This is a genomic window from Nisaea sp., assembly GCF_017640745.1.
Classification (GTDB): Bacteria; Pseudomonadota; Alphaproteobacteria; order Thalassobaculales; family Thalassobaculaceae; genus Nisaea.
Window position 1 is genome coordinate 1 of record NZ_JAEPQA010000018.1, and the last position, 22,242, is coordinate 22,242.

At 65.1% G+C, this 22,242-nt stretch carries 20 protein-coding genes and 1 tRNA gene; 11 read left to right on the forward strand and 10 right to left on the reverse strand.

Annotated elements, in window-relative coordinates; genetic code table 11:
• Positions 1-318, forward strand: a 318-nt coding sequence (locus tag JJ959_RS13370) for a hypothetical protein (RefSeq protein WP_292884349.1), incomplete at its 5' end; no start/stop codon positions are given.
• 35 nt (positions 319-353) lie between these two features.
• Here the strand turns inward: JJ959_RS13370 and JJ959_RS13375 are convergent.
• Together JJ959_RS13375 and polA are read right to left on the reverse strand one after the other, a co-directional pair.
• Positions 354-884 (reverse strand): GNAT family N-acetyltransferase, encoded by a 531-nt coding sequence (locus JJ959_RS13375; RefSeq protein WP_292884350.1) that lies wholly within the window; start codon positions 882-884, stop codon positions 354-356.
• Between the two features lie 12 nt (positions 885-896).
• Complete coding sequence (polA, locus tag JJ959_RS13380; protein ID WP_292884351.1) at positions 897-3,749, reverse strand: DNA polymerase I; 2,853 nt, start codon at positions 3,747-3,749, stop codon at positions 897-899.
• Between the two features lie 163 nt (positions 3,750-3,912).
• Between polA and JJ959_RS13385 the strand changes: the two genes are divergently transcribed.
• Positions 3,913-4,536 (forward strand): SAM-dependent methyltransferase, encoded by a 624-nt coding sequence (locus JJ959_RS13385; RefSeq protein ID WP_292884353.1) that lies wholly within the window; start codon positions 3,913-3,915, stop codon positions 4,534-4,536.
• Positions 4,537-4,588: 52 nt separating this feature from the next.
• Positions 4,589-5,194 (forward strand): SAM-dependent methyltransferase, encoded by a 606-nt coding sequence (locus JJ959_RS13390; protein ID WP_292884355.1) that lies wholly within the window; start codon positions 4,589-4,591, stop codon positions 5,192-5,194.
• A gap of 6 nt (positions 5,195-5,200) precedes the next feature.
• Here JJ959_RS13390 and JJ959_RS13395 read toward each other — a convergent pair whose 3' ends face one another.
• Entirely contained in the window at positions 5,201-5,386 is a 186-nt protein-coding gene (locus JJ959_RS13395) for a zinc-finger domain-containing protein (RefSeq protein ID WP_292884357.1), read from the reverse strand.
• A gap of 117 nt (positions 5,387-5,503) precedes the next feature.
• On the opposite strand from JJ959_RS13395, the gene JJ959_RS13400 reads away from it, so the two are divergent.
• The 8 genes from JJ959_RS13400 (at position 5,504) to JJ959_RS13435 (ending at position 13,996) form a co-directional block, all read left to right on the forward strand.
• Positions 5,504-6,505, forward strand: coding sequence for an ABC transporter ATP-binding protein (locus JJ959_RS13400; protein WP_292884359.1), 1,002 nt, complete (start codon positions 5,504-5,506; stop codon positions 6,503-6,505).
• On the forward strand, positions 6,495-7,541 hold the full coding sequence (locus JJ959_RS13405) for an alpha/beta hydrolase (protein ID WP_292884361.1): 1,047 nt from the start codon (positions 6,495-6,497) through the stop codon (positions 7,539-7,541). Before JJ959_RS13400 ends, JJ959_RS13405 begins: the two co-directional genes overlap by 11 nt.
• 83 nt (positions 7,542-7,624) lie before the next feature.
• A complete protein-coding gene (locus tag JJ959_RS13410; RefSeq protein WP_292884363.1) occupies positions 7,625-8,131 on the forward strand; it encodes a molybdopterin-dependent oxidoreductase in 507 nt (168 codons plus the stop codon).
• 1 nt (position 8,132) lies between these two features.
• Positions 8,133-10,034, forward strand: a complete 1,902-nt coding sequence (locus tag JJ959_RS13415) for an ATP-binding protein (RefSeq protein ID WP_292884365.1) — start codon at positions 8,133-8,135, stop codon at positions 10,032-10,034.
• Positions 10,031-11,002, forward strand: a complete 972-nt coding sequence (locus JJ959_RS13420) for a response regulator (protein WP_292884367.1) — start codon at positions 10,031-10,033, stop codon at positions 11,000-11,002. The genes JJ959_RS13415 and JJ959_RS13420 overlap by 4 nt, the downstream gene beginning before the upstream one ends.
• A gap of 98 nt (positions 11,003-11,100) precedes the next feature.
• A tRNA-Arg gene (locus JJ959_RS13425) sits at positions 11,101-11,177 on the forward strand.
• Positions 11,178-11,363: 186 nt separating this feature from the next.
• Positions 11,364-12,275, forward strand: coding sequence for a hypothetical protein (locus tag JJ959_RS13430; RefSeq protein ID WP_292884369.1), 912 nt, complete (start codon positions 11,364-11,366; stop codon positions 12,273-12,275).
• Positions 12,276-12,367: 92 nt separating this feature from the next.
• On the forward strand, positions 12,368-13,996 hold the full coding sequence (locus JJ959_RS13435; protein ID WP_292884371.1) for an FMN-binding glutamate synthase family protein: 1,629 nt from the start codon (positions 12,368-12,370) through the stop codon (positions 13,994-13,996).
• A gap of 93 nt (positions 13,997-14,089) precedes the next feature.
• Here the strand turns inward: JJ959_RS13435 and JJ959_RS13440 are convergent, their stop codons facing one another.
• From JJ959_RS13440 to JJ959_RS13470, 7 genes are all read right to left on the reverse strand, one after another.
• Complete coding sequence (locus tag JJ959_RS13440; RefSeq protein ID WP_292884373.1) at positions 14,090-14,923, reverse strand: XdhC family protein; 834 nt, start codon at positions 14,921-14,923, stop codon at positions 14,090-14,092.
• 12 nt (positions 14,924-14,935) lie between these two features.
• Positions 14,936-16,141: a VWA domain-containing protein gene (locus JJ959_RS13445; protein ID WP_292884375.1), complete on the reverse strand. Its 1,206-nt coding sequence runs from the start codon at positions 16,139-16,141 to the stop codon at positions 14,936-14,938.
• 2 nt (positions 16,142-16,143) lie between these two features.
• Positions 16,144-17,028, reverse strand: a complete 885-nt coding sequence (locus tag JJ959_RS13450) for a MoxR family ATPase (protein ID WP_292884377.1) — start codon at positions 17,026-17,028, stop codon at positions 16,144-16,146.
• A 59-nt stretch (positions 17,029-17,087) separates the two neighbouring features.
• Positions 17,088-19,508, reverse strand: a complete 2,421-nt coding sequence (locus tag JJ959_RS13455; protein ID WP_292884378.1) for an aerobic carbon-monoxide dehydrogenase large subunit — start codon at positions 19,506-19,508, stop codon at positions 17,088-17,090.
• Entirely contained in the window at positions 19,505-19,999 is a 495-nt protein-coding gene (locus JJ959_RS13460; protein WP_292884380.1) for a (2Fe-2S)-binding protein, read from the reverse strand. Before JJ959_RS13460 ends, JJ959_RS13455 begins: the two co-directional genes overlap by 4 nt.
• Before the next feature lie 13 nt (positions 20,000-20,012).
• Entirely contained in the window at positions 20,013-20,876 is an 864-nt protein-coding gene (locus JJ959_RS13465) for a xanthine dehydrogenase family protein subunit M (protein WP_292884382.1), read from the reverse strand.
• Positions 20,877-21,053: 177 nt separating this feature from the next.
• The gene (locus tag JJ959_RS13470; protein ID WP_292884383.1) at positions 21,054-22,202 is read right to left on the reverse strand and encodes an MHYT domain-containing protein; all 1,149 of its coding nucleotides are present in this window, start codon (positions 22,200-22,202) and stop codon (positions 21,054-21,056) included.
• Positions 22,203-22,242: the final 40 nt, after the last annotated feature.

Consider the following 22,242-nt stretch of genomic DNA (forward strand, 5'->3'; position numbering starts at 1 on the left):
GAGGGGGGATCTGGTCTGGTCAGATACCGCCACACCTACAGCGTCGGTATCTCGCAGAATGTTGATTACGACTTCAATGCCGACGGCTCTTTCAACGCCAATACCAACTCGCCAAACAGCAACTGCGACGGGGCAAGCCTTTCCTCGCTCATCAGTTCCGGAGCAGCGTTCTATACGCGTAATCAGCTTGTGTCCGGCACATCCGGCCAGATGTCCTACTTCAACCTTGAGACATGTCCCGAGAGCTGGACACGTCAGATTCAACTCAACCGCACGATCAATCCGGACACTCCGATGGTGCTGTGTCGCAAAGATTGATTTTCACTCTACCGGCCTGAGCCGGTCGCTCCGATTCAAGTATCCCCGAGCTTCTTCTCGAACACGTGCGTCGCGACCTTGTAACCGAGGATGTCGGTGTCGATCCGGCCGGTCTCCTCGTAGCCCATGGCGCGGTAGAACACGGCCGCGCGGGCATTGAAGACGTCGCATTCCACATAGACGGCCGCATGCCCAGCCTTCGCAAGCTCGGCTTCGGCATCCACCAGAAGCGCACGGCCGACGCCGCGGCGCTGATGCTCCGGCAAAATCTGGATGGTCTTGATCTGCCTGTCGATCAGGAAGGAAAAGCCGACGATTCCGGTTTTCCCGTCGTCCGCCTCGGCGACCCGGCAGGTCTGCCAGGCGTGATCGACGAAGGCCTGACCGAGATTCTCGTTCCGGTACCGGGCCGGGACCGCCGGCGGCATGAACGGCATCCAGGTCGCCTCCCAGCACTGGTCCATGATCTCGACCATCCGCGGCTTGTCCCGTTCCTCCGCCTGACGGACGGTGACGGGGAGCGGTTTCGCCTTGGGCTTCGGTTTCGGTCTCGGCAGATTGCTCATGATGCCTCCGCTCTAATGCGCTTCGGCCCAGCTGTCGCCGGTCCCGGCATCGGCGACCAGCGGCACGGACAGGTCGACAACCGGCTCGGCGGCGCCCTCCATCACCCGGCGGACCACCTCCGTCGTCTTCTCAAGCTCGGCTTCCGGCACTTCGAACAGCAATTCGTCATGCACCTGGAGCAGCATCTTCGCCTTCAGGCCGGCCTCGTCGAGCGCCGGATCGATCCGCACCATGGCGCGCTTGATCACGTCGGCGGCCGAGCCCTGGATCGGCGCGTTGATCGCGGCGCGCTCGGAGAAGGCGCGGCGGGCCGGGTTGTTGTCCTTGATCCCCGGGATGTGGACCCGGCGGCCGAAGATCGTGGTGACATAGCCGTGCTCGCGGGCCGCGCTCTTGGTTTCGTTCATATAGTCCCGGATGCCCGGATAGCGCTCGAAATAGGCGTCGATATATTTCTTCGCGACGCCAGGTTCGGTGCCGATCTGGCGGGCGAGACCGAAAGCGGAAATCCCGTAGATGATGCCGAAATTGATCGCCTTGGCGTTACGCCGGGTCGTCGGATCCATGTCCTTCAGCGGCACGCCGAACACCTCCGACGCGGTCTGGGCGTGAATGTCGATGCCGTCGCGGAAGGCCTGCTTGAGGCTCTCGATATCGGCGATATGGGCGACCAGCCGAAGCTCGATCTGGGAATAGTCGACCGCCAGCAGCTTGTTGCCGGGCTCGGCGACAAAGGCGGTGCGGATTTTCCGGCCCTCCTCGGAGCGGATCGGAATGTTCTGCAGGTTCGGATCGTTGGAACTCAGCCGTCCGGTGCTGGCCCCGGTCATCGAATAGGAGGTGTGGATGCGCCTGGTTTCGGGGTTGATCGCCTCGACCAGCGCGTCGGTATAGGTCGATTTCAGCTTGGAGAGCTGGCGCCAGTCGAGCACCCGGGCCGGCAGGTCGTGGCCCTGCGCCGCGAGCTCGTCGAGCACCTCGGCGCCGGTCGCATAGGCGCCGGTCTTGCCCTTCTTGCCGCCCGAAAGCCCCATCTTGTCGAACAGGATCTCGCCGAGCTGTTTCGGCGATCCGATATTGAATTCCTCGCCCGCGAGCTTGTGGATATCCACCGCAAGCTCGTCCAGCCGCTTTTCGAAATCCTTCGACATGTCGCGCAGGATCTGCGGATCAACCCGGATGCCGGCCTTCTCCATCCCCGTCAGCACCGGAATCAGCGGCCGTTCAAGCGTCTCGTAAACGGTCAGCAGACCGGCTTTCGGCAGTTCGGGACGAAGCGTCCGATGCAGGCGGATCGTCATGTCCGCATCCTCGGCCGCATAGTCGAGCGCCTTGTCCAGCGCCACCCGGGAAAACGGGATCTGCGTCTTCCCCTTGCCGCAGACATCCGCGTACTTGATGTTGGAGTGGTCGAAATGCAGCTCCGAGAGCTCATCGAGCCCGTGCCCGTGCAGACCGCCCTCCAGCACGTAGGACATGCACATCGTGTCGTCGACCGGCGCGACATTCATTCCGCCGTTCCGCTCCTGCGCCAGCACGAGCAGGTCGTATTTCGCGTTGTGCAGAACCTTGAGGACCGACGGATCCTCGAAGAGAGCTTTTAGCAGGTCGAGCGCCGCTTTCGTATCGATCTGCTTCGGACGTTCCTTATCCGATCCGCCGTCCAGCAGGCTGCCCTGCGCCTCGCCCTCGCTCTCGTGACCGAGCGGGATGTAGCAGGCCTTGCCCGGCTGGACACTCATGGAAACGCCGACCAGATCGGCCTGCATCGCGTTCAGCGAGGTCGTCTCGGTGTCGATCGCGACCGTCCCTTCCGCATGCGCCATCGCGATCCAGCGCTCGAGATCGGCGACCTCCTGCACGAGTTCGTAAGCGACCTCTCCTTCCGGCTTCGGCGAGCCGACCGAGCCCTCCGCCGGCGCGCCTGCCGTCTTGCTTCCACTCGACGCAGCCTCGCCGTCCGCGAGCTCGGCCTCGTAGCGCGCGATCAGGCGCTTGAACTCCATTTCCTTCAGGAAGGCGAGCACGGTCGCGTGGTCCGGATCCTCGACCGTGAGCCGCTCAAGCGGTTCCTCGACCTCGACATCGTCCTTCAGACGAACCAGTTCCCGCGAGATCCGGGCCTGCTCGGCGAACTCGATCAGGTTCTGCCGGCGCTTCGGCTGCTTGATCTCCTCCGCCCGCGCCAGAAGAGTGTCGAGATCGCCATATTCGGTGATCAGTTGCGCCGCGGTCTTGATGCCGATCCCGGGCACCCCCGGGACGTTGTCGACGCTGTCTCCGGCGAGCGACTGGACGTCGACCACCTTGTCGGGACCGACGCCGAACTTCTCGAAAACCTCATCCGGGCCGATCGCGCGGTTCTTCATGGGGTCGTACATGTCGACGCCGTCGTCGACGAGCTGCATCAGGTCCTTGTCGGAGGAGACGATGGTGACCCGCATCCCCTTCTGCTTGGCCTGCTTCGCATAGGTCGCGATCAGGTCGTCCGCCTCGTACCCCTCCATCTCCAGGCAGGGCACGTTGAAAGCGCGGACGGCATCGCGGATCAGCGAGAATTGCGGCCTCAGATCCTCAGGCGGCTCGTCCCGGTTGGCCTTGTAGTCGGCGAAGATCTCGTTGCGGAAGGTCAGCCGCTTGGTATCAAAGATGACGGCGACATGATCGGCCTCGATATCCTCGACCAGCTTCAGCAGCATGTTGGTGAAGCCGAAGACCGCGTTGGTCGGCGTGCCGTCGGACCGGTTCATCGACGGCAGGGCGTGGAACGCGCGGAAGATATAGCCGGAGCCGTCGACCAGATAGAGATGATTGTCGCCGTTCGAGGCGGCGGTCTGATCGTCGGGAATCGCGAGATCGGTCATGGCTGCGGTCCAGCTTGGGCGTCGGGGAAACCTCGCCGGAGTCTAGCGGCGGAACACTTCATGACAAGCAGTTTGGCTAAGGACAGGCGGTCAGGGCGATTGAACGCCCGGTGCGGCGGCTGTATGCATGAAGCCCCCGATGGAAAGGCCGAATCGAGACTTGATGAAAACTTTGCTGCATGTGGGCTGTGGGCGCCAGAGCACCGAGATCCTGCCGCCGTTCGACTTCGAGAACGAGTGGTGCGAGGTCCGGGTGGATATCGATCCATCCGTCGAGCCGGACGTGGTCGACGATATCGCAACCCTGTCGAAGATCCCGGACGGGTCGGCGATGATGGTGTTCTCCAAGCACAATATCGAGCATCTCGAGTCCCACGTCGTACCGCAATGCCTCGCCAATTTTCACCGGGTGCTGGATGATCGGGGATTCGCAACCATCCGCACGCCCGATCTGGAAGGCATTTGCCGGCGGGTGATCGAACACGGGCCGGAGAGGCCGCTCTACCGCTCGAACGTCTATGGCGAACAGCACGACGTCATGGCCCTCGACATGCTGTTCGGAGCGAGCTGGGAAATCGCCAGGGGCAACCGGTTCATGGCGCACCGCACCGCCTTTACCAAGCGGACGCTCTACCGCAAACTTCGCGCCGCCGGATTCGAGGGAGTGGAAATCCGTACGGTCCCGAACGGCCTCGGACTCTTCGCCATGGCGATGAAGAAGGTCGAGAACAACCTTTTCTGGGAGGTCACCGGGCGCGTACAGAACATGGTGGATACGCCCGAATGAGCCATAACCTTCAAATCACGGAAACCCCGGCTAACAGCGGAATACGCATTCGATGAAAACACTTCTGCATGTCGGCTGCGGACGCCAAAGCAAGGAAACCCTACCTCCACTCGATTTCGAAACCCAGTGGAAGGAGATCCGTATCGACCTCGATCCCGACGTCGAGCCCGATATCGTCGACGACATCCGGACCCTGTCAAAGGTCGCGGACGGTACGGGGCAAATGCTGTTCTCGAAGCACAATATCGAACACCTCGATTATCACGAGGTACCGCTCTGCTTCAGCAACTTCCATCGCGTGCTGGACGATACCGGCTTCGCCATCGTGCGGACGCCCGACCTTGTCGCGATCTGCCGGGCCATTCTGGAGCATGGCCCCGAAACCAAGCTCTATGAGGCGGATACCCTGGAAGGTCCGAGAGAGGTGACGGGCCTCGACATGCTGTTCGGAGCCTCTTGGGAGCTCGCCCGGGGCAATGACTTCATGGCGCACAGGACCGCGTTCAGCGGCAGAACACTGACCGAGAAATTGCGTGCCGCCGGCTTCGAGCATGTCGAAGTCTCGTCGGAGGCCGGCGAACTCAGGGGCTTTGCCGTGAAAAAGACGGAGGGAAATCTCTACTGGCAGCTTTCGGGCCGCAAACCGGTTGCCACCTGAAGCGCGTCAGGCCGCGCTTTCGCCCGCCACGGGCTTGCTGTAGACGAATTCGCGGGAACAATAGGGGCAGGTTACCTTGCCGTCATGGTGGTCGATCGTCAGGAAGACCCGCGGATGGCCGAGCGCACCCTTTCCACCGTCGCAGGCGACGCGCTTTTCCGTAACAGTGATCACTTCGAACGGTTTTGCCATCTGACTGGTCCTTCCACGCACGGGCACCTATATTGAGCCCAGTCTCCGATCCTGGAATGCCGGGAGATAATAGCCATTCGCCGCGTATTTTCAATCGCCTGCAAAGAGTCTTTTCCAGTGCCGAACCAGACCCAGACCATCCGGACCGCCCCCGCGCTCGCCCTTGAGATCAAGGGGCTGGAGAAAGTCTACGGCCGGGCCGGCAGTCCGCGCCGCAAGCATGCCCTCAAAGGCATCGATCTTGAGGTTCCGCGCGGCTCGATCTTCGCCCTTCTCGGACCGAACGGCGCCGGAAAATCGACGCTGATCAACATCCTCGCCGGCATGGTGAACAAGAGCGGCGGCACGGCAAGGGTCTGGGGCATCGATATCGACGAGGATCCGCGACAGGCGCGCGCCGCGATCGGCATCGTGCCGCAGGAACTGAACATCGACGCCTTCTTCAGCCCGCGCGAACTCCTCGACCTCCAGGCTGGGCTCTACGGCGTGCCGAAATCCGAACGCCGCACGGACGAGATCCTCGAACTTGTCGATCTCGCGGACAAGGCGGACGCCTATACCCGCTCGCTCTCCGGCGGCATGCGGCGGCGCCTGCTGGTCGCCAAGGCGATGGTGCACAATCCGCCGATCCTGGTGCTCGACGAGCCGACCGCCGGTGTCGATATCGAGCTGCGCCGCAAGCTCTGGGACAATGTCCGGGAGCTCAACCGGCGCGGCGTCACGATCCTGCTCACCACGCACTACCTGGAAGAGGCGGAAGAGCTCTGCGACCGCATCGCGATCATCAATCACGGCGAGGTCATCGCCTGCGATACCAAGGAAAACCTGATGCGCCGGCTCGACGCGAAGACGGTCACGGTGACCGTCGCCGAAGAGCTGCCGGAGGTGCCCGAGAAACTGCCGCACGCGCTCTCGTCCTTTGCGGTGCAGATCAGCGCGCCCAACCGGCTGACCTTCGAGTTTCGCAAGAGCGACGGTCCGATCGCCCGCATCCTCGGTGCGCTCGCTTCCGCCGGCTACCACATCCAAGACATCAGCACCGAGGAAAGCGATCTCGAGGACATCTTCCTCGAGCTCACCAGCGCCAAGCAGGGGGCCGGCCGCATTCATGCGGCGTAAGGCGGGTACCGGACTTCTGATTGCCGCTCTTGTCCTTCTGGCCGGAGCGGCCTGTACCCCCTCCGTCGCACCGCGCGTGGAAGCGCACCGCCCGGCGGAAATCCGCGAAGACGTCCTGGTGATGCAGGACGGCGGGCTCCTTCCCTACCAGCGCTGGAGCCCGGACGGGACGCCGAAGGCCGCGGTGATCGCCCTGCACGGTTTCAACGACTATTCCGGCGCCTATCGCGATCTCGGGCCCTTGCTCGCCGCCAGGGGCCTGCTCGTCATCGCCTACGACCAGCGCGGCTTCGGCGGCACCTCGATGCGCGGCGACTGGGCCGGCGCGGAGGCGATGATCCGCGATCTCGACACCGTCACCGAACTGCTGCGCAAAGCGCATCCGGACCTGCCGGTCTATGCGCTCGGCGAAAGCATGGGCGGAGCCGTCATCATGGCGGCACTCGGCGGCTACAGTCCGCCGCGCCTCGACGGCGCCGTCCTGTCCGCGCCCGCGGTCTGGGGACGCAGCACGATGAATGCCTGGCAGCGCGGCGCGCTCACCGCCGGCGCCCATCTCGCTCCCAGGATTCATGTGCGGCCGCAGACCCTGCCGAAACTTCCGTCGGACAATATCGAGATGCTGCGGCGGCTCTATTACGACCCGATGATGATCAAGGAGACACGGATCGAATCCGCCTGGGGTCTGACGGGACTCATGGACCGGGCCCTGGAGGCAGCGCCGCTGCTCGACACGCCGCTTCTGGTGCTCTACGGCAAGGAGGACGGGATCATTCCGCGCGGCCCGACCTGCCGCATGTTGCAGACCCTGCCGGACGGACCGGGCGGCGCGCGCCGCTGGCGGCTCGCGCTTTACGAGAACGGCTACCACATGCTGTTCAGGGATCTCGAGGGAGATCTGGTCAGCACCGATATCGCCGCCTGGCTGGAGAACCCGTCCGGCCCACTCCCTAGTGGAGCCGAACTCACGGTCAAAGGCGGCGCGCGCGCGCTCCCCGAATTCTGCCGCCCGGTCCCGCGGGACCGGGCACGCTAGGCGTGCAGAAAGAAATCTAAACCGTATTTTAAATGTTCTTCGGTATCCAACGCCTCTTACGATCACATCAAGGGGCGCCACACATGTCATTGCGGACCTGCCTGAGAGCATGCGCGTTCTTTCTCCTGTTGGCCGTGATTGGCGGCAGCCCGGCCTGGACCGGTCCGGCGCGCGCCGCGGGCGAGCCCCTGCTCACCGTGAGCGGCAATCTCGCCGGCGGCAGCGCTGTCGATTTCGACCGGGAGACCCTTGAATCGATGGCGACCGAGACGATCAGGACAAGCACGCCCTGGACCCAGGGAGTTCAGGAATTCAGGGGCATCCCTCTGAAGACGCTATTGGCGCATGTCGGCGCCAAGGGCGTAAAACTCCGCGCCATCGCCCTTAACGACTATGCCGCCGAAATCCCGGTTGCCGAGGCGACCGCCGCGGGCGCGCTCGTTGCCGTGCGCCAGAACGGCAAACCGATGTCCGTCCGGGACAAGGGACCGCTGTGGATCGTCTTCCCCTACGACTCTGACCCGAAACTGGTGACGGACGATTTCCTAAACTGGTCGGCCTGGCAACTGCGTACGCTCGTGGTGCAGTGACGTGGACTCCGCGCGGGGAAAGGACAGGACGAGGATCCGGCGGCTGACCATCGCGGCCGTGGCGGTGATCGTCGCCAGCCTGGCGGCGGCAGCCGTGGCGGTCACGATCTACAGCCAGCTGAAATCCGAGATCGCCGAACCGCAGGAAAACTACCAGTGGGCGGCATATCAGCTGCAGGCCGAATATCTGAAACTCTCGCTCGCCCTGGAGCAGTCCGAGACCGGAAAGATCACCGCCGAGGACCTCCAGACGCGCTACGACATTTTCGTCAGCCGGGTCCTGACATTGCAGAATGGTGAGGCCTACCGGGCGGTCCGCGAGACCGGTGGTTTCGATATGGTGCTGACGGAACTGCTCGCCGCGGAGGAGATCATCGACCGCCGGCTTGCATCCGCACCGGCCCATCCGGCCGTCCGTGGCCGCATCATCTCGGCCGGGCTCGCCGGCTTCGGCGCGCCCTTGCAGCGTCTGTCTCTTGAAGTCGTGCGCGATGCGGCCGCCGAGCAGACGGCGCACCAGCTCACCCTGCTCGACATCATGACCTATCTGGTCGCGACGCTTGTCGTGATCATCAGCATCAGCAGTCTCCTCGCCCTCGTCACGATCAAGCAGCTCGGCGCCCTGCACCAGGGTCGGCGGCAACTCTCGAAGGCGCTTGAGCGGGCGGAGGAATCCAGCCGGGCCAAGAGCCGCTTCCTTGCCAGCATGAGCCACGAGATGCGGACACCTCTGAATGCCATGATCGGATTGTTGCGGGAAATCGGCTACCAGACGCGGACCCCGGCGATCCGCGAAATGGCAGACACCGCGACCACCTCCGCCGACATGCTTTGCACGCTGGTCGACGACGTCATCGACGCGACCCGGATCGAGACCGACAAGTTCCGCTTCAACGAGTCCGTCTTCGATCCCGAGATCCTGATGCACGAGGTTGCCGCGATGCTTGCCGCCCCGGCGCAGGACAGGGACAACGAGATCCTCGTCAATACCGAGGGGCTGGACGGCAATTCGATCCAAGGCGACCGGGGCCGGATGAAACAGATCCTGGTCAACCTGCTGACCAATGCCGTCAAGTTCACGGAGGACGGGACGATCCGCCTGCGCGCGGTGCTGCACTCGTCTTCGGGTCAGCGCCCTCATCTGCTCATCGACGTCACCGATAGCGGGATAGGGATTCCGGAAGAGGAACAGCACCGGATTTTCGAGCGGTTCGCGCAAGTGGCCGGCGGCGAGGGCCTCGGCATCGGCCTGTCGATCACCCGCGCGCTGGTCGAACGCATGAACGGCACGATCACCCTCAGGAGCAAGCCGGGCGAGGGCAGCACCTTTTCCGTCAGTCTGCCGGTCACGATCTCAGACGTCGACGTGCCGATCGAACGCCAGATTTTCTCCGAGCCGTTGCTGGTCGGCCTCCGGCTGCTCGTCGCCGAGGACAACGCGACCAACCGGCAGGTCGTCTCGCACATCCTGCGCCGCCACGGAGCAAGCTACGTCTTTGCCCGGGACGGAAAGGAAGCCGTCGAGCGTGCGGTCGAGGACGCCTACGATTGCATCCTGATGGACATCAACATGCCCAAGATGGATGGCCTCACGGCCATGAAAATCCTCAAACAGCGTCTGAACGGCTCGACTCCTCCGGTGCTTGCCCTGACCGCCGACGCGCTGCCGGAGGATCTCGACCGTTTCATCGAGTCAGGGATGGCCGGCGCCGTGGTCAAACCGATTTCCGAACCGGAGCTGTTGCGCCGGATCGGAGAGGTCCTCGGCCGCGCCGACATCGTCGAGCGCTGCCGGAGGCCGCACCCGGGGCAGAACGGCGCGTCCGAACGCGAGACGGAACTGACCGGCCCGCAGCGCGAAGCCCTTGCCGCCTTCATGGCCGAAGAGAAGGAGCAGCCGTGAGGAAGGCGTCCGGTGCAAGCGACAGGCTCTTCGATTCGCGCTCCGCGCTGATCGTGGAGGACAGCCATCTCATGCGCCAGCTGCTGCGTTCGCTGCTGCGCGAATTCGGGTTCGGCGAGATCGGCGAGGCGACCGATGGTTCGGACGCGATGGAGAAGCTGAAGGCCCGGCGCTACGACGTGATCATCTGCGACTGGATGATGGAACCGACCGACGGTTTCACCTTCGTCAGCGGACTGCGGCAGCATGGTTCCCCCGAAGTGCGCAGCCTCCCGGTCGTCATGCTGACATCTGTCAGCGAGGAACCGCAGATCGTCGCGGCGCGCGATGCGGGCGTGACCGAGTATCTCGTCAAACCGGTTTCCGCCGACAAGCTGAAGAAGCGCCTGCATGCCGTGTTCACCCGGCCGCGCGACTTTCTCGCCACCGACAGCTATGTCGGACCCGACCGCCGGCGCCGTCAGATAGAAGGGCCGGGCATCCCGGCGCGGCGCCTTTCCGACAAACTGGAGGCCCGGGCCGGCAGCCGCCACATCCCGACGGACGCCCCGACCGCGGAAGACTACCTGCCGGTTCTGCGGGCGGAGCTGAAACGGCTTTCGGCGCTTGCCGAAGAGATCGAGGAGTCCGGTGGCCGTTCCGCGGAGCCCTGGATCATGGCCATGCGGATCGCCCACGATCTGAAAGGCCAGGCCTCGACTTTCGGCTACGGCGTCATCGCGGAGATCGCCGCGCGGCTCGACCGGCTGACCAGACCCGTCGCCCGTGACGTACAGTTAATGGAACTGCCGCTGGAACGGCGTATCGGTTCCGTCAGGCGTCATGTCGACGCCCTGCATCTGATTTTCGAACAGGGCGTGCTCGCCCGTTCGGTGGAGACCGACGCGCTTCTCGAACAGCTCGACCGGGCGATCACCCGTGTCGAGCGCGACGCCGCCGCACAGCCCCCGGGCAAGGGTGGGCTTTAGGCCTTCCGCCCGCGCCGCTTTCTCCTTGCATGAGCGCGCCCGCGCGGGTAGTTTCCGCCTCGCTCGCCTGCCGGGACTTCCCGGCACGGCCCCGGCATGCACCCGTAGCTCAGCTGGATAGAGCGCTGCCCTCCGAAGGCAGAGGTCAGAGGTTCGAATCCTCTCGGGTGCGCCAAACTTTTCCCTTAAACCGGCACGTCGAGTTTCTACCGCTTGTTCCATACGGAACAGGTATGGAAGACCTCGGGTAGTCTGCTCGCTGCACCGGGACACGCTCAGACCGGTGCCGGGTTTGCATCACAAAACAATGCCCGGGATAATAGCCGTCAGCGATCCGTCAAGATCGAGGCGCTTTCATCCGATGAGGGGCACCCTGTTTCACACAGTCAGTCGATACCTGACCGGGCATTGGCGCGGCGAACATGGGTTTGCATGGTCCTTCTGGATCAATCTTGTCTTGGTTCGCGTCGTGGTATTTGGGCTGCAAGAACTGCTCCGCCCCGGAAAGGGGCAGGATTTCCATGACGATCAGCTATTGGTCCTGCTTCTGGCCTTGTTCTTTCATGGAGTCTTATTTGTCTGGCAGGCGGTTGGAGTCATACGCGCCGCTGAGGCCCATATCCGCACCAGCGGATACATGGCCCCGGTCTGGGGCGCTCAGCTGATCCTGGTCGTGGCCTCGTTTTGGGTCGTCACCTACGCGATCGATGCGTGGCACATGACCTTTCCGGCACCGGATGATCTCAGACTTCAAACCGCATATGAAGCGGAACGCGCCGGAAAATACAGCATCGAACCGACATCCGACGGACAGTCGCTGATCTTGAACGGTTCATTGGAGCTTGGCATTACCCGCCATCTCAAGCGCCAGCTCGAAGCGTATCCGGGTGTAAAACAGGTCATTCTGGCCAGCGCCGGCGGCAATATCTACGAAGCCAGGGGGCTCTCGAATACCATCAGGCAGAATGGTCTGAATACATTGGTCATGTCTGAATGCAGTTCAGCATGCACGACTGTTTTCATCGGCGGGATCGAGAGACAATTGGCGGCAGGCGGCAGGCTCGGGTTCCACCAGTACCGGATCGACGCCGACTATGCCGTCCTGAATGCAGCCCCATTGCGGGAACAGGACCGGGACCGCGCGATTTTTCTCCAGGCTGGAGTTGCGGCCTGGTTCCTGGACATCATGTTCGACAGCCGCCCCTCGGACATGTGGTACCCGGAGGTGGCTGAACTGATTGACTCGCACGTCGCAACCGGTGTCGTGCCTTAGATGTTCGGACCTGCGATCCAGCCTTTCCGGTAACCGAATCAAAGTCTACCCTTGGCCCCGGGGCCGGTGTCAGTGGGGGGAGAGATTTCCTGATGCGCTTTGCGTTCTTCGCTGCGTTCGTCGCAGCAGCTTTCGTCTCATTCGGCCTCGGACTTGCCGGCTTTTTCTGGGGCTGGATCGCTCTCGCCGTCACCGCGCCGTTGTCGCTCCTCGGGATCCGGGACCTCGTCCAGACCCGGCACAGCCTGCTCCGCAACTACCCGCTTCTCGCCCATATGCGCTGGCTGTTCGAAGGCATCCGCCCGGAGATCCGCCAGTACCTGATCGAGAGCGATGCCGACGCCTTCCCGTTCAACCGGGAACAGCGCTCGCTGGTCTATCAGCGCGCCAAGCAGGAACAGGAGACGGTTCCCTTCGGCACCCAGATGGACGTGTACAAGGCGGGCTACGGATATTTCACCCATTCCCTCGCCCCGGTTCATCCGAAGACGGACAATTTCCGGCGCAGGGTCGGCGGGCCGGACTGCACGCAGCCCTACGACATCTCTCTCTTCAATGTCTCGGGCATGAGCTTCGGCGCGCTCAGCGCCAACGCGATCGCCGCGCTCAACAAGGGCGCCGCCACCGGCGGCTTCGCGCACGATACAGGGGAGGGCTCGATCTCGCCGCATCACCGGCGTCATGGCGGCGACCTGATCTGGCAGATCGCCTCCGGATATTTCGGCTGCCGTACCGCGGACGGAAAGTTCGACCCTGACAAATTCGCCGCGACCGCCGCCGACCCGCAGGTCAAGATGATCGAGCTGAAGCTCTCCCAGGGCGCGAAGCCCGGCCATGGCGGCGTTCTTCCGGCGTCCAAGATCACGCCGGAGATCGCCGAGACCCGCGGCATTCCGATGGGACAGGATTGCGTCTCGCCGGCTTCGCACCCGTCCTTCTCGACGCCCGAGGGCATGGTCTCCTTCCTCGGCGAGCTGCGCCGGCTCGCGAAGGGCAAGCCGGTCGGCTTCAAGCTCTGCGTCGGCCATCCACACGAATTCATGGCGATCTGCAAGGCGATGATCGCGCAGGGCATCTATCCCGATTTCATCGTCGTCGACGGCAAGGAGGGCGGCACCGGCGCCGCGCCGGTGGAATTCACCAACAGTCTCGGCATGCCGCTGCGCGAGGGGCTGCATTTCGTGCATATGACCCTGATCGGGGCCGGGGTCCGGGAGCGGATCCGCATCGGCGCCAGCGGCAAGATCATCTCCGGCGCGGATATCGCGACCGCGCTCGCGCTCGGCGCCGACTGGTGCAATTCGGCCCGCGGCTTCATGTTCGCGGTCGGCTGCATCCAGGCCAGGGCCTGCCACACCAACCGCTGCCCGACCGGCGTCGCGACGCAGGACCCGACGCGGCAGCGCGGTCTGGTGGTCGAGGACAAGTACAAGCGGGTGGCGAACTTCCACCGCAACACGCTGCACGGCTTCGCCGAGATGCTCGGCGCCATGGGGCTCGACGATCCGAGCCAGATCCGGCCGGAGACGCTGCATATCCGCTCGACCGATCCGACGAGCATCCTGCATCACCGCCTGAAGCCGGGGCAGCTCTTCGAGGAGGAGTGCCCGGTGGCCTTTGCGACTCCATGGAACCTCGCCAGGATCGACAGTTTCCGTCCCGCCGACCTGGCGGAGACGCCGACCTCCGGTCCCTACGCGCCGTCCGAGACGCACCCGTAGCTCAGCAGCAGACCGGCGTCGTGTCCGAAACCTGGTCGAGCGCCCGGTGAAGCAGGGAGCGGAGGCGTCCGCCGATGGAACCGAGCCGGCGTCTCATGCCGTCGCCCGCCCGCCGGTGACGGCTCGATCCCGCGCCTCTTGCCGCCGGACCGCGACCAGTTCCGCCATGATGGAAAGGGCGATTTCCTCCGGCTCGATGGCGTTGATGTCGAGACCGGCGGGCGCCTTCAGCGCATCGAGTCGCGCCTCCGGCACGCCGCGATCGGCCAGCTGCGCGCGCAGCGCCTGCGCCTTGCGGCGGCTGCCGACGAAGGAGACGAAGCCGGCATCGCTGCCGAGCGCGGCGGCAAGCGCCTCGCGGTCGCGCTTGCCCTGGGTCGCGACGACAACGAAATCGCGCTGCCTGAGATCGAGACCATCGAGCGCGAAGCCCTCGTGCCGCGTTGCATCAGCGGCGAAGCCGTCGAGATCTTCCGCGAGGGCCGCCGCCGTCACCCGGTAGCCGAGCGTCGCCGCGAGCCGCGCCAGCACCGTCGCGACCGGCGAGCCGCCGCAGATCACCAGACGCGGCGCCTGACGCATCGGTTCGATGAAGATATCGACCGTCCCGCCGCTCGGGCAGCCGCTCTTGTGCAGTTCGACGCCGTCGCGATCCAGCCGCTCGACCACCTCGTCGCCGGGCTTCACCCGGATCAGCCGGGGCTCTCCCGCCGCGAGCACCTCCGCGGCGGAGCGGCGCACGGCCCCCTGGACACAGCCGCCACCGAGAAAGCCCTTGATGACTCCATCTGAAAGAACCACCGCCTTGGCCCCGGCCTTGGCGCTGGTCGCGTTCTGCGTCCGCACCACGGTGGCGACGCAGAATTCCGCTTCCACCTCCATCAAAGCCGCGATCGCGGAGAAGACATCATCGTGGTGCCGTTCCATGCATCCGCCTCCCTAGATGGCCGCGAGCTCGGGCTCGAGCGCCGCCAGCGCCTGCAGGCTGTTCGCCGCGGCGAAATGGTCGATATGCGGCAGTGCGGCCGCCATGCCCCGCGCCACCGGCTCGTAGTCCTTCCAGCCGAGCAGCGGGTTGAGCCAGACGATGCGGCGCGCGCGGGTCCGCAGCCGTTTGAGTTCCCGTGCCAGATCTTCCGGCGCCTCGGTGTCATAGCCGTCGCTCAGGATGACGACGACGGTGCGGCTGTCGATCGCCTCTTTTGCGTAGCGCGCGTTGAAATCGGCAAGCGCGCCGGCGATCCGCGTGCCGCCGCCGAAGCCCTCGATCATGAGCGAGAGCTTCGCCAGCGCCCGGAACGGGTCCTTGTCCGTGAGCGCCTCCGTCACGCGGACGAGACGGGTATGGAACAGATAGGCGTCGGCCCGCATCCAACGGCTCAGCAACCCGCGCACGAAGAGCAGGAAATAGCGGCTGTAGAGCTTCATCGAGCCGGAGACGTCGAGCAGCACGACGACGCGCACCGGACGGTCCGGCCGGGTCCGCCGCAGGAGGTCGACCGGCTCCCCGCCATGGGCGATGTTACGCCGTATGGTGCGCCGGAGATCGAGGCTCCGCCCCCGCGCGGACGGCTTGCGGCGGCGGCTGAGCCGGTAGCGCATCGCCTTCGCGAGACGTTCGGCCACCCGTTCGGCCTCGGCGATATCCTCTTTCGCGGCGATCTCGCGCAGGTCGGTCTTGAACAGGCTGTCGCGCCGGTCCGCGGCGATCCGGTGCGGCGCCGAGGGCGCGTCCGTATCTTCCTCCGCATCGCTCCCGCCCGCCGCCTGTGCCGCCGCGCCGATCGGCCGGCCCACGCTCTCTTCCGGCGGCAGCACCTTGTCCCAGAGCGCGGGCCGTGCCCGCTTCGGTGTGCTCGTGTTCTCGCCGCGCAGGACCGTGGCGCGCTTCACGCCTTCCCCGAACCAGTAGACGGGGAACAGGTCGTCGAACCGCTCCCAGTCCTCCCGGCAGCCAGAGAGCGCGACTTTGAGCGCCGCCCGGACGCCGTCCGGCGTCGGCCTTTCGAGGCGCCCGACGATATCGAGCGCGAGGGCGGTCTCGGAGGGGCCGAGAGTGAAACCGTTCAGCCGGAGATGGGCGATGAAGCCCCGCATCCGCTCCCGCGGCCCCGGCAAGGCATCAATCTCGCCAGTCTCCGTCATGCTCAGGCGACCTTCCCGAGGAGCCGCCGGGTGACCTCCGGCACGATCGCCCGCTGGTCCGCCTCGGTCTTCAGCAGGCAGATCAGGCTCGCCTGCAGCAGCTCGAGATTGTCCTCCAGCTTGTCCACCCTGAGGCCGACGAGCGCCGTCGCCCAGTCGAGAGTCTCCGCGATCCCGGGGACCTTCTCCAGATCCTCGCGGCGGAGCTGCTGGACGAAGCCTACGATGCGCCGGGCAAGCTCCGCGTCGATCTCCGGCATGCGGGCGGCGAGGATCGCCCGTTCCTTTTCCGCGTCCGGATAGTCGACGAAAGAATAGAGGCAGCGCCGGCGGAGCGCGTCGGAGAGCGCGCGGGTGCCGTTCGAGGTCAGGATCACATGCGGGATCGAGACCGCCTCGATGGTGCCGAGCTCAGGCACTGTCACCTGGTAGTCGGCGAGCAGTTCCAGCAGGAAGGCCTCGAACTCCTCGTCGGCGCGGTCGATCTCGTCGATCAGGAGGACCGGCGGCTCGAGCTGGCTGATCGCCTCCAGCAGCGGCCGGCGGAGGAGATAGTCCTCGGAGAAGATATGCTTCTCCAGGCTCTCGGCGGAATCCGCGCCTTCGGTCGCCTCGCGGGCCCGGATGGAGAGCAGCTGGCGCTGATAGTTCCACTCGTAGAGCGTCGCGTTCGCGTCCAGCCCCTCGTAGCACTGCAGGCGGATCAGCCGGGTGCCGAGCAGCGCCGCCAGCGCCCGCGCGATATCGGTCTTGCCGACCCCCGCTTCGCCCTCCAGCAGCAGCGGGCGGTGGATCTCGGTGGCGAGCGTCAGCGCCATCGCGAGGCTGCCCTCCGCGATGTAGCCGGTCTCCGCGAGTTCTGCCTGAAGTTCCTTGTAATCTTTCATGGCCCGAAAACCCGGGCCGGACGGCGCATGATCCGCCGCCCGGCCCGCAAGGTGGGGTCCTATGCCGTGACGCCGAGCCGCTCGGCTGTCTTCCACACCCGCCAGTGATCGTGCGGCATCTGCGTGTGGGTCAGACCGAGATGGGCGAAGGCATCGTTGACCGCGTTGGAGAAGGCCGAGACGCCGCCGACATTCGGCGACTCTCCGACCCCCTTGGCGCCGATCGGATGGTGCGGCGACGGGGTCACGGTGAAGTCGGTCTCCCAGACCGGGGTCTCCACCGCCGTCGGCAGGAAGAAGTCCATCAGGCTCGCGCCCTTCACGTTCCCCATCTCGTCATAGGAGATCTCCTGGCCCATCGCGATGGCGAGCGCCTCGGTCAGGCCGCCATGCACCTGGCCCTCGATGATCATCGGATTGATCCGGGTGCCGCAATCGTCCAGCGCGTAGAAGCGGCGGATGTCGGTCACCCCGGTATCGACGTCGATATCGACGACGCAGATATAGGCCCCGAACGGATAGGTCATGTTCGGCGGGTCGTAGTAGCTGACCGCCTCCAGACCCGGCTCCATGCCCGGCGGGACGCTGTTGTAGGCGGCGAAGGCGACCTCGGCCATGGTCTTGAAGCGTTCCGGCGCACCTTTCACCACGAACCGGTCGACCTCGAACTCGACGTCGTCGTCATGCACCTCAAGCAGGTAGGCAGCGATCATCTGCGCCTTCGCCCGGATCTTCCGGCCGGCCATCGCCGTCGCCGCGCCGGCGACCGGGGTCGAGCGGGAGCCGTAGGTTCCGAGCCCGTAGGGCGCGGTGTCGGTGTCGCCTTCCTCGACGGTGATCTGGTCCGCCGGGATGCCGATCTCGGATGCCAGGATCTGGGCGAAGGTGGTGGCGTGTCCCTGCCCCTGACTGATCGTTCCGAGCCGGGCGATCGCGCTGCCCGTCGGATGCACGCGGATCTCGCAGCTGTCGAACATGCCAAGCCCGAGGATGTCGCAGTTCTTGATCGGACCGGCCCCGACGATCTCGGTGAAGAAGCCGACGCCGACCCCCATCAGCGAGCGGGTCTCGCCGCGCGCGAAAGCCTCGCGGTTGGCCTTCTGCTCTTCCCTCAGCGCCTTGTAGCTGACCGTCTCCAGCGCCTTTTCCATCGCCGTGTGATAGTCGCCGCTGTCGTATTCCCAGCCGAGCGCCGAGGTGTAGGGGAACTGCTCCTTCCTGATGAAGTTCTTCATCCGGAGTTCCGCCGGGTCCATCTCCAGCTTGCGCGCGAGCACGTCCACCATCCGCTCGATGAAATAGGAGGCCTCGGTCACCCGGAAGGAACAGCGATAGGCGACGCCGCCCGGCGCCTTGTTGGTGTAGACGCCGTCGACGCTCACATGCGCGACCGGGATATCGTAGGACCCGGTACAGATATTGAAGAAACCGGCCGGAAACTTGGTCGGGTCGGCGCAAGCGTCGAAACCGCCATGGTCGGCCAGCACGTGGCATTTCAGCCCGGTGATCTTCCCGTCGCGCGTCGCCGAGATCTCCCCGGTCATGTGGTAGTCGCGGGCGAAGGCGGTCGATTGCAGGTTCTCGATCCGGTCCTCGATCCACTTCACCGGCACGCCGAGCACGATGGAGGCGACGACGGCGCAGATATAGCCCGGATAGACGCCGACCTTGTTGCCGAAGCCGCCGCCGATATCCGGCGAGATGACGCGGATCTTGTGTTCCGGGATGGTGGAGATCAGCGAGGCCACGGTGCGCACCGCGTGCGGCGCCTGGAAGGTGCCCCAGAGCGTGAGCTGGCCGTTCACCTTGTCCATGCTGGCGACACAGCCCGCGGTCTCGAGCGGACAGGGATGGACGCGCTGGTAGGTGATCAGCTCCGTCGCCAGCACGTCGGCCTCGGCGAGGGCCTTCTCGGTGCCGTCCTTGTCGCCGACCTCCCAGGTGAAGATATGGTTGTGGTGGCGGCGCGGCCCGTGGGCGCCCTCGGTCTTGCCCTCGAGGTCCTCGCGCAGCACCGGCGCGCCCGGATCCATCGCCTTGAAGGGATCGACCAGGACCGGCAGCTCCTCGTACTCGACCTCGACCAGCTCGGCCGCGTCGGAGGCGGCATAGCGGTCCTCGGCGATGACGAAGGCGACCTCCTGGCCCTGGAACAGCACCTTGCCGTCGGCGAGCACCATCTGCACGTCGCCGGCGAGCGTCGGCATCCAGGCGAGATTGACCGGCTTCAGGTCGTCCGCGGTGAGCACCGCCTTGACCCCCGGCACAGCCAGCGCCGCCTCCTTGTTCACCGACTTGATGCGCGCATGGGCATAGGGCGAGCGGACGAAATCGCCGAACAGCATGCCCGGCAGCTTGATGTCGTCGACATAGTTGCCCTTGCCCTGCACGAAGCGGGCATCCTCAACCCGGCGGCGGGCCGTGCCCATGCCTTTCAGGTTCTGTTTGCGTTCCTCGACGCTCGCGACTTCGGCGTTCATTGCGCTGCCTCCCTGCTCGCGTTCAACTCGTCCGCCGCGGCCCGGATGGCCTTGACGATGTTCTGGTAACCGGTGCAGCGGCAGAGGTTGCCGGAGATGCCGTAGCGGATTTCCGTCTCGCTCGGATCGGGGTTCTCCTGCAGCAGCCGGTAGGCGCGCGTGATCATGCCCGGCGTGCAGAAGCCGCATTGCAGGCCGTGATGCTCTCGGAAGGCCTCCTGCAGGGCATGCAGGGTGCCGTCGGCATTCGCGATCCCCTCGATCGTGGTCACCTTCGCGCCGTTCGCCTGGGCGACGAAGACGGTGCAGGACTTCACCGACTTGCCGTTGAGATCGACCGTGCAGGCCCCGCAATGACTCGTCTCGCAGCCGATATGCGGGCCGGTCAGGCTCAGCTGCTCACGCAGGAAATGGATCAGCAGGGTGCGCGGCTCGGCGAGGCCTTCGACCTCGGCGCCGTTCACGTTCAGTTTGACATGCATCTTTGCCATTGGTCGGCTCCCCTCAACCGGCGTTCTTCTGGGCGCGGGCGATGGCGCGGCGCACCATGACCCCGGCGACATGGGTCCGGAAATCGGCCGGCCCCCGTCCGTCGCTCGTCGGTTCGGTGATCTCCTCGGCGAGGCGCACCGCCGTGTCGACAGCCGCCTCCCCGAGATCCGTACCGACCAGCGCGGCCGCCGCCGCTTCCGCGTAGAGCGGAGTTGCGGCCACGTTGGTGAGCGCGATCGAAGCCGAGCTGCAGCGTCCACCGTCCATGGTCAGGATGACCGCCGCCGCCGCGGTGGCGTAGTCGCCGATCTTGCGTTTCTGCTTCTCGTAGGCGGCTCCGTGCCCGGCCGCCGGCGTCGGGATCCGGATCTGGGTCAGGACCTCGTTTTCCTCGAGTGCGGTGAAATAGGCGGCCTCGTAATAGTCGCGGGCGGCGATGTCCCGGCTGCCGTTCGGACCGACCGCGCGATAGGTCGCGCCGAGTGCCTGCATGATCGCCGGCATGTCATTGCCGGGATCGCCGTTCGCGACATTGCCGCCGATGGTCCCGCAATAGCGCACCTGCGGATCGGCGATCAGCGCTGCCGCTTCAGGCAGGATCGGGCATTTGCCTGCAAGGAGCGCGGAGGCCAGCACCTCGTGCTGGGTGGTCAGCGCGCCGATGACGATCTCGCCGCCCTCCTCCGAGATACCGTGAAGACTCTCGATCGCCTGAAGATCGACGATGTGCGACGGCACCGCCATGCGCAGCTTCATCATCGGAATCAGGCTGTGCCCGCCCGCGAGCAGACGCGCCTCGTCGCCGTGCTCGTTCAGCAGGGCGACGGCACCGTCGACGGAGTCCGGGCGATGATATTCGAATGATCCTGGGATCATTGTGGCTATCCTCCCTCAAGGATTGCGGCTCTGAAGGCCTCGTTGCCGGTTTTCCGGCGCTTGGGAGAGAGGATGAATGGGCTGCGGAGGTTGCACAGATGGCTTTGCGCCCAAGACGCAACTCTTGCACGAACGGCGCGCTGGCTGCACGAGTTGCGAAATGCCGGGAGGACGCGTCTAGAGTCCCAGCGCCTTGCGGACGTCTTCCATATGCGACCGGCTCACAGGCACCGTCTCCCGGCTTTGCCCGGCAACCAATACGAAGCCCTTGTCCTTCTGGCGCTTGAAGCCCGTGGCATGTTCCGTGTTCAGCAGGAAGCTGCGGTGAGTCCGCAGGAAGGCGGTGCCTTTCAGCACGTCCTCCAGCTTGGAGAGCGACCAGGGACAGAAGACATGCGCCGCGCCGTCATAGATCTCCGTGTAGTGGCCGTCGGCCTTGATCGAGCGGATTTCGTCCGGGGTCAGGAAATAGGTCGTGTTGTTACGCTCATAGGGAATGCGGATCCGCCCGAACGCCGGCATCGTCGCCGGCCATTCCGGCTGCGCCGGAACCTCTCCGGAGCGCGGGATGCTGACACGAGCCGCGGGCGCGCGCTCCTCCTCGCTTTCCGGCTTCGGAGCGTCTTCCATCGGCAGCGCGGAGAGCAGGAACAGGCCGCAGACGACGAAGGCGGCGAAGGCGACCACCAGGGCGAGATAGGTATCCGGCAGCACGGGGCCCTCCACCGGAACAATAACCTCCGTACGACCGAAGGCGGTGAAGGCCATGGCCGAATAATGCATGCTGGAAATCGTGATCCCGAGAACCAGCGCTCCGAGGCTGAGCTGAGCGAGCGTGCGCTTCTTGTAGGCCAATGCCAGCGCGCAGGTGGAGGAGAGGATCGCAATCAGGGTAGGCAGCACGAAGCCGAGCGGGCTGTAGCTGACGATGCAGCTGCCCTGCATGGCCTGCATCCCGACATAGTGCATCGCGACGATACCGCAGCCGATCAGCGTCCCCGCCGCGACGGTCTTGAAGAGCGAGCGCGCGCCCAGATGCATGAGCGCGAGGCCGCCCCCCGTGATCAGGATCGCGATCAGGACCGAGCCGAGGGTATAGAGCAGATCGTAGGCGACCGGTACCGGCAGACGAAGGGCCAGCATGCCGACGAAATGCATCGACCAGATCCCTCCGCCGATCGCCATCGCGGCTTTCGCGAGCTGCGCCTTTCGGGTCGCATTGTCCACGTGACGGAGTCCGGTCAGGAGACGCAGTCCGGTAAAGGAGGCCATCGCCGCCACAGCGACCGAGGCCACAACCAGAAGCGGATCGTAAGAGACGATCATTTCGCCGCCACCCGCAGGCTCCTCCCTGAAACGAGCCGGT

Bases quoted from the DNA above. Each gene is read 5' to 3' on its own strand.
- JJ959_RS13375 (WP_292884350.1), bottom strand. From the start codon at position 884: ATGAGCAATCTGCCGAGACCGAAACCGAAGCCCAAGGCGAAACCGCTC.
- polA (WP_292884351.1), bottom strand. From the start codon at position 3,749: ATGACCGATCTCGCGATTCCCGACGATCAGACCGCCGCCTCGAACGGC.
- JJ959_RS13385 (WP_292884353.1), top strand. From the start codon at position 3,913: ATGAAAACTTTGCTGCATGTGGGCTGTGGGCGCCAGAGCACCGAGATC.
- JJ959_RS13390 (WP_292884355.1), top strand. From the start codon at position 4,589: ATGAAAACACTTCTGCATGTCGGCTGCGGACGCCAAAGCAAGGAAACC.
- JJ959_RS13395 (WP_292884357.1), bottom strand. From the start codon at position 5,386: ATGGCAAAACCGTTCGAAGTGATCACTGTTACGGAAAAGCGCGTCGCC.
- JJ959_RS13405 (WP_292884361.1), top strand. From the start codon at position 6,495: ATGCGGCGTAAGGCGGGTACCGGACTTCTGATTGCCGCTCTTGTCCTT.
- JJ959_RS13410 (WP_292884363.1), top strand. From the start codon at position 7,625: ATGTCATTGCGGACCTGCCTGAGAGCATGCGCGTTCTTTCTCCTGTTG.
- JJ959_RS13430 (WP_292884369.1), top strand. From the start codon at position 11,364: ATGAGGGGCACCCTGTTTCACACAGTCAGTCGATACCTGACCGGGCAT.
- JJ959_RS13435 (WP_292884371.1), top strand. From the start codon at position 12,368: ATGCGCTTTGCGTTCTTCGCTGCGTTCGTCGCAGCAGCTTTCGTCTCA.
- JJ959_RS13440 (WP_292884373.1), bottom strand. From the start codon at position 14,923: ATGGAACGGCACCACGATGATGTCTTCTCCGCGATCGCGGCTTTGATG.
- JJ959_RS13445 (WP_292884375.1), bottom strand. From the start codon at position 16,141: ATGACGGAGACTGGCGAGATTGATGCCTTGCCGGGGCCGCGGGAGCGG.
- JJ959_RS13450 (WP_292884377.1), bottom strand. From the start codon at position 17,028: ATGAAAGATTACAAGGAACTTCAGGCAGAACTCGCGGAGACCGGCTAC.
- JJ959_RS13455 (WP_292884378.1), bottom strand. From the start codon at position 19,508: ATGAACGCCGAAGTCGCGAGCGTCGAGGAACGCAAACAGAACCTGAAA.
- JJ959_RS13460 (WP_292884380.1), bottom strand. From the start codon at position 19,999: ATGGCAAAGATGCATGTCAAACTGAACGTGAACGGCGCCGAGGTCGAA.
- JJ959_RS13465 (WP_292884382.1), bottom strand. From the start codon at position 20,876: ATGATCCCAGGATCATTCGAATATCATCGCCCGGACTCCGTCGACGGT.
- JJ959_RS13470 (WP_292884383.1), bottom strand. From the start codon at position 22,202: ATGATCGTCTCTTACGATCCGCTTCTGGTTGTGGCCTCGGTCGCTGTG.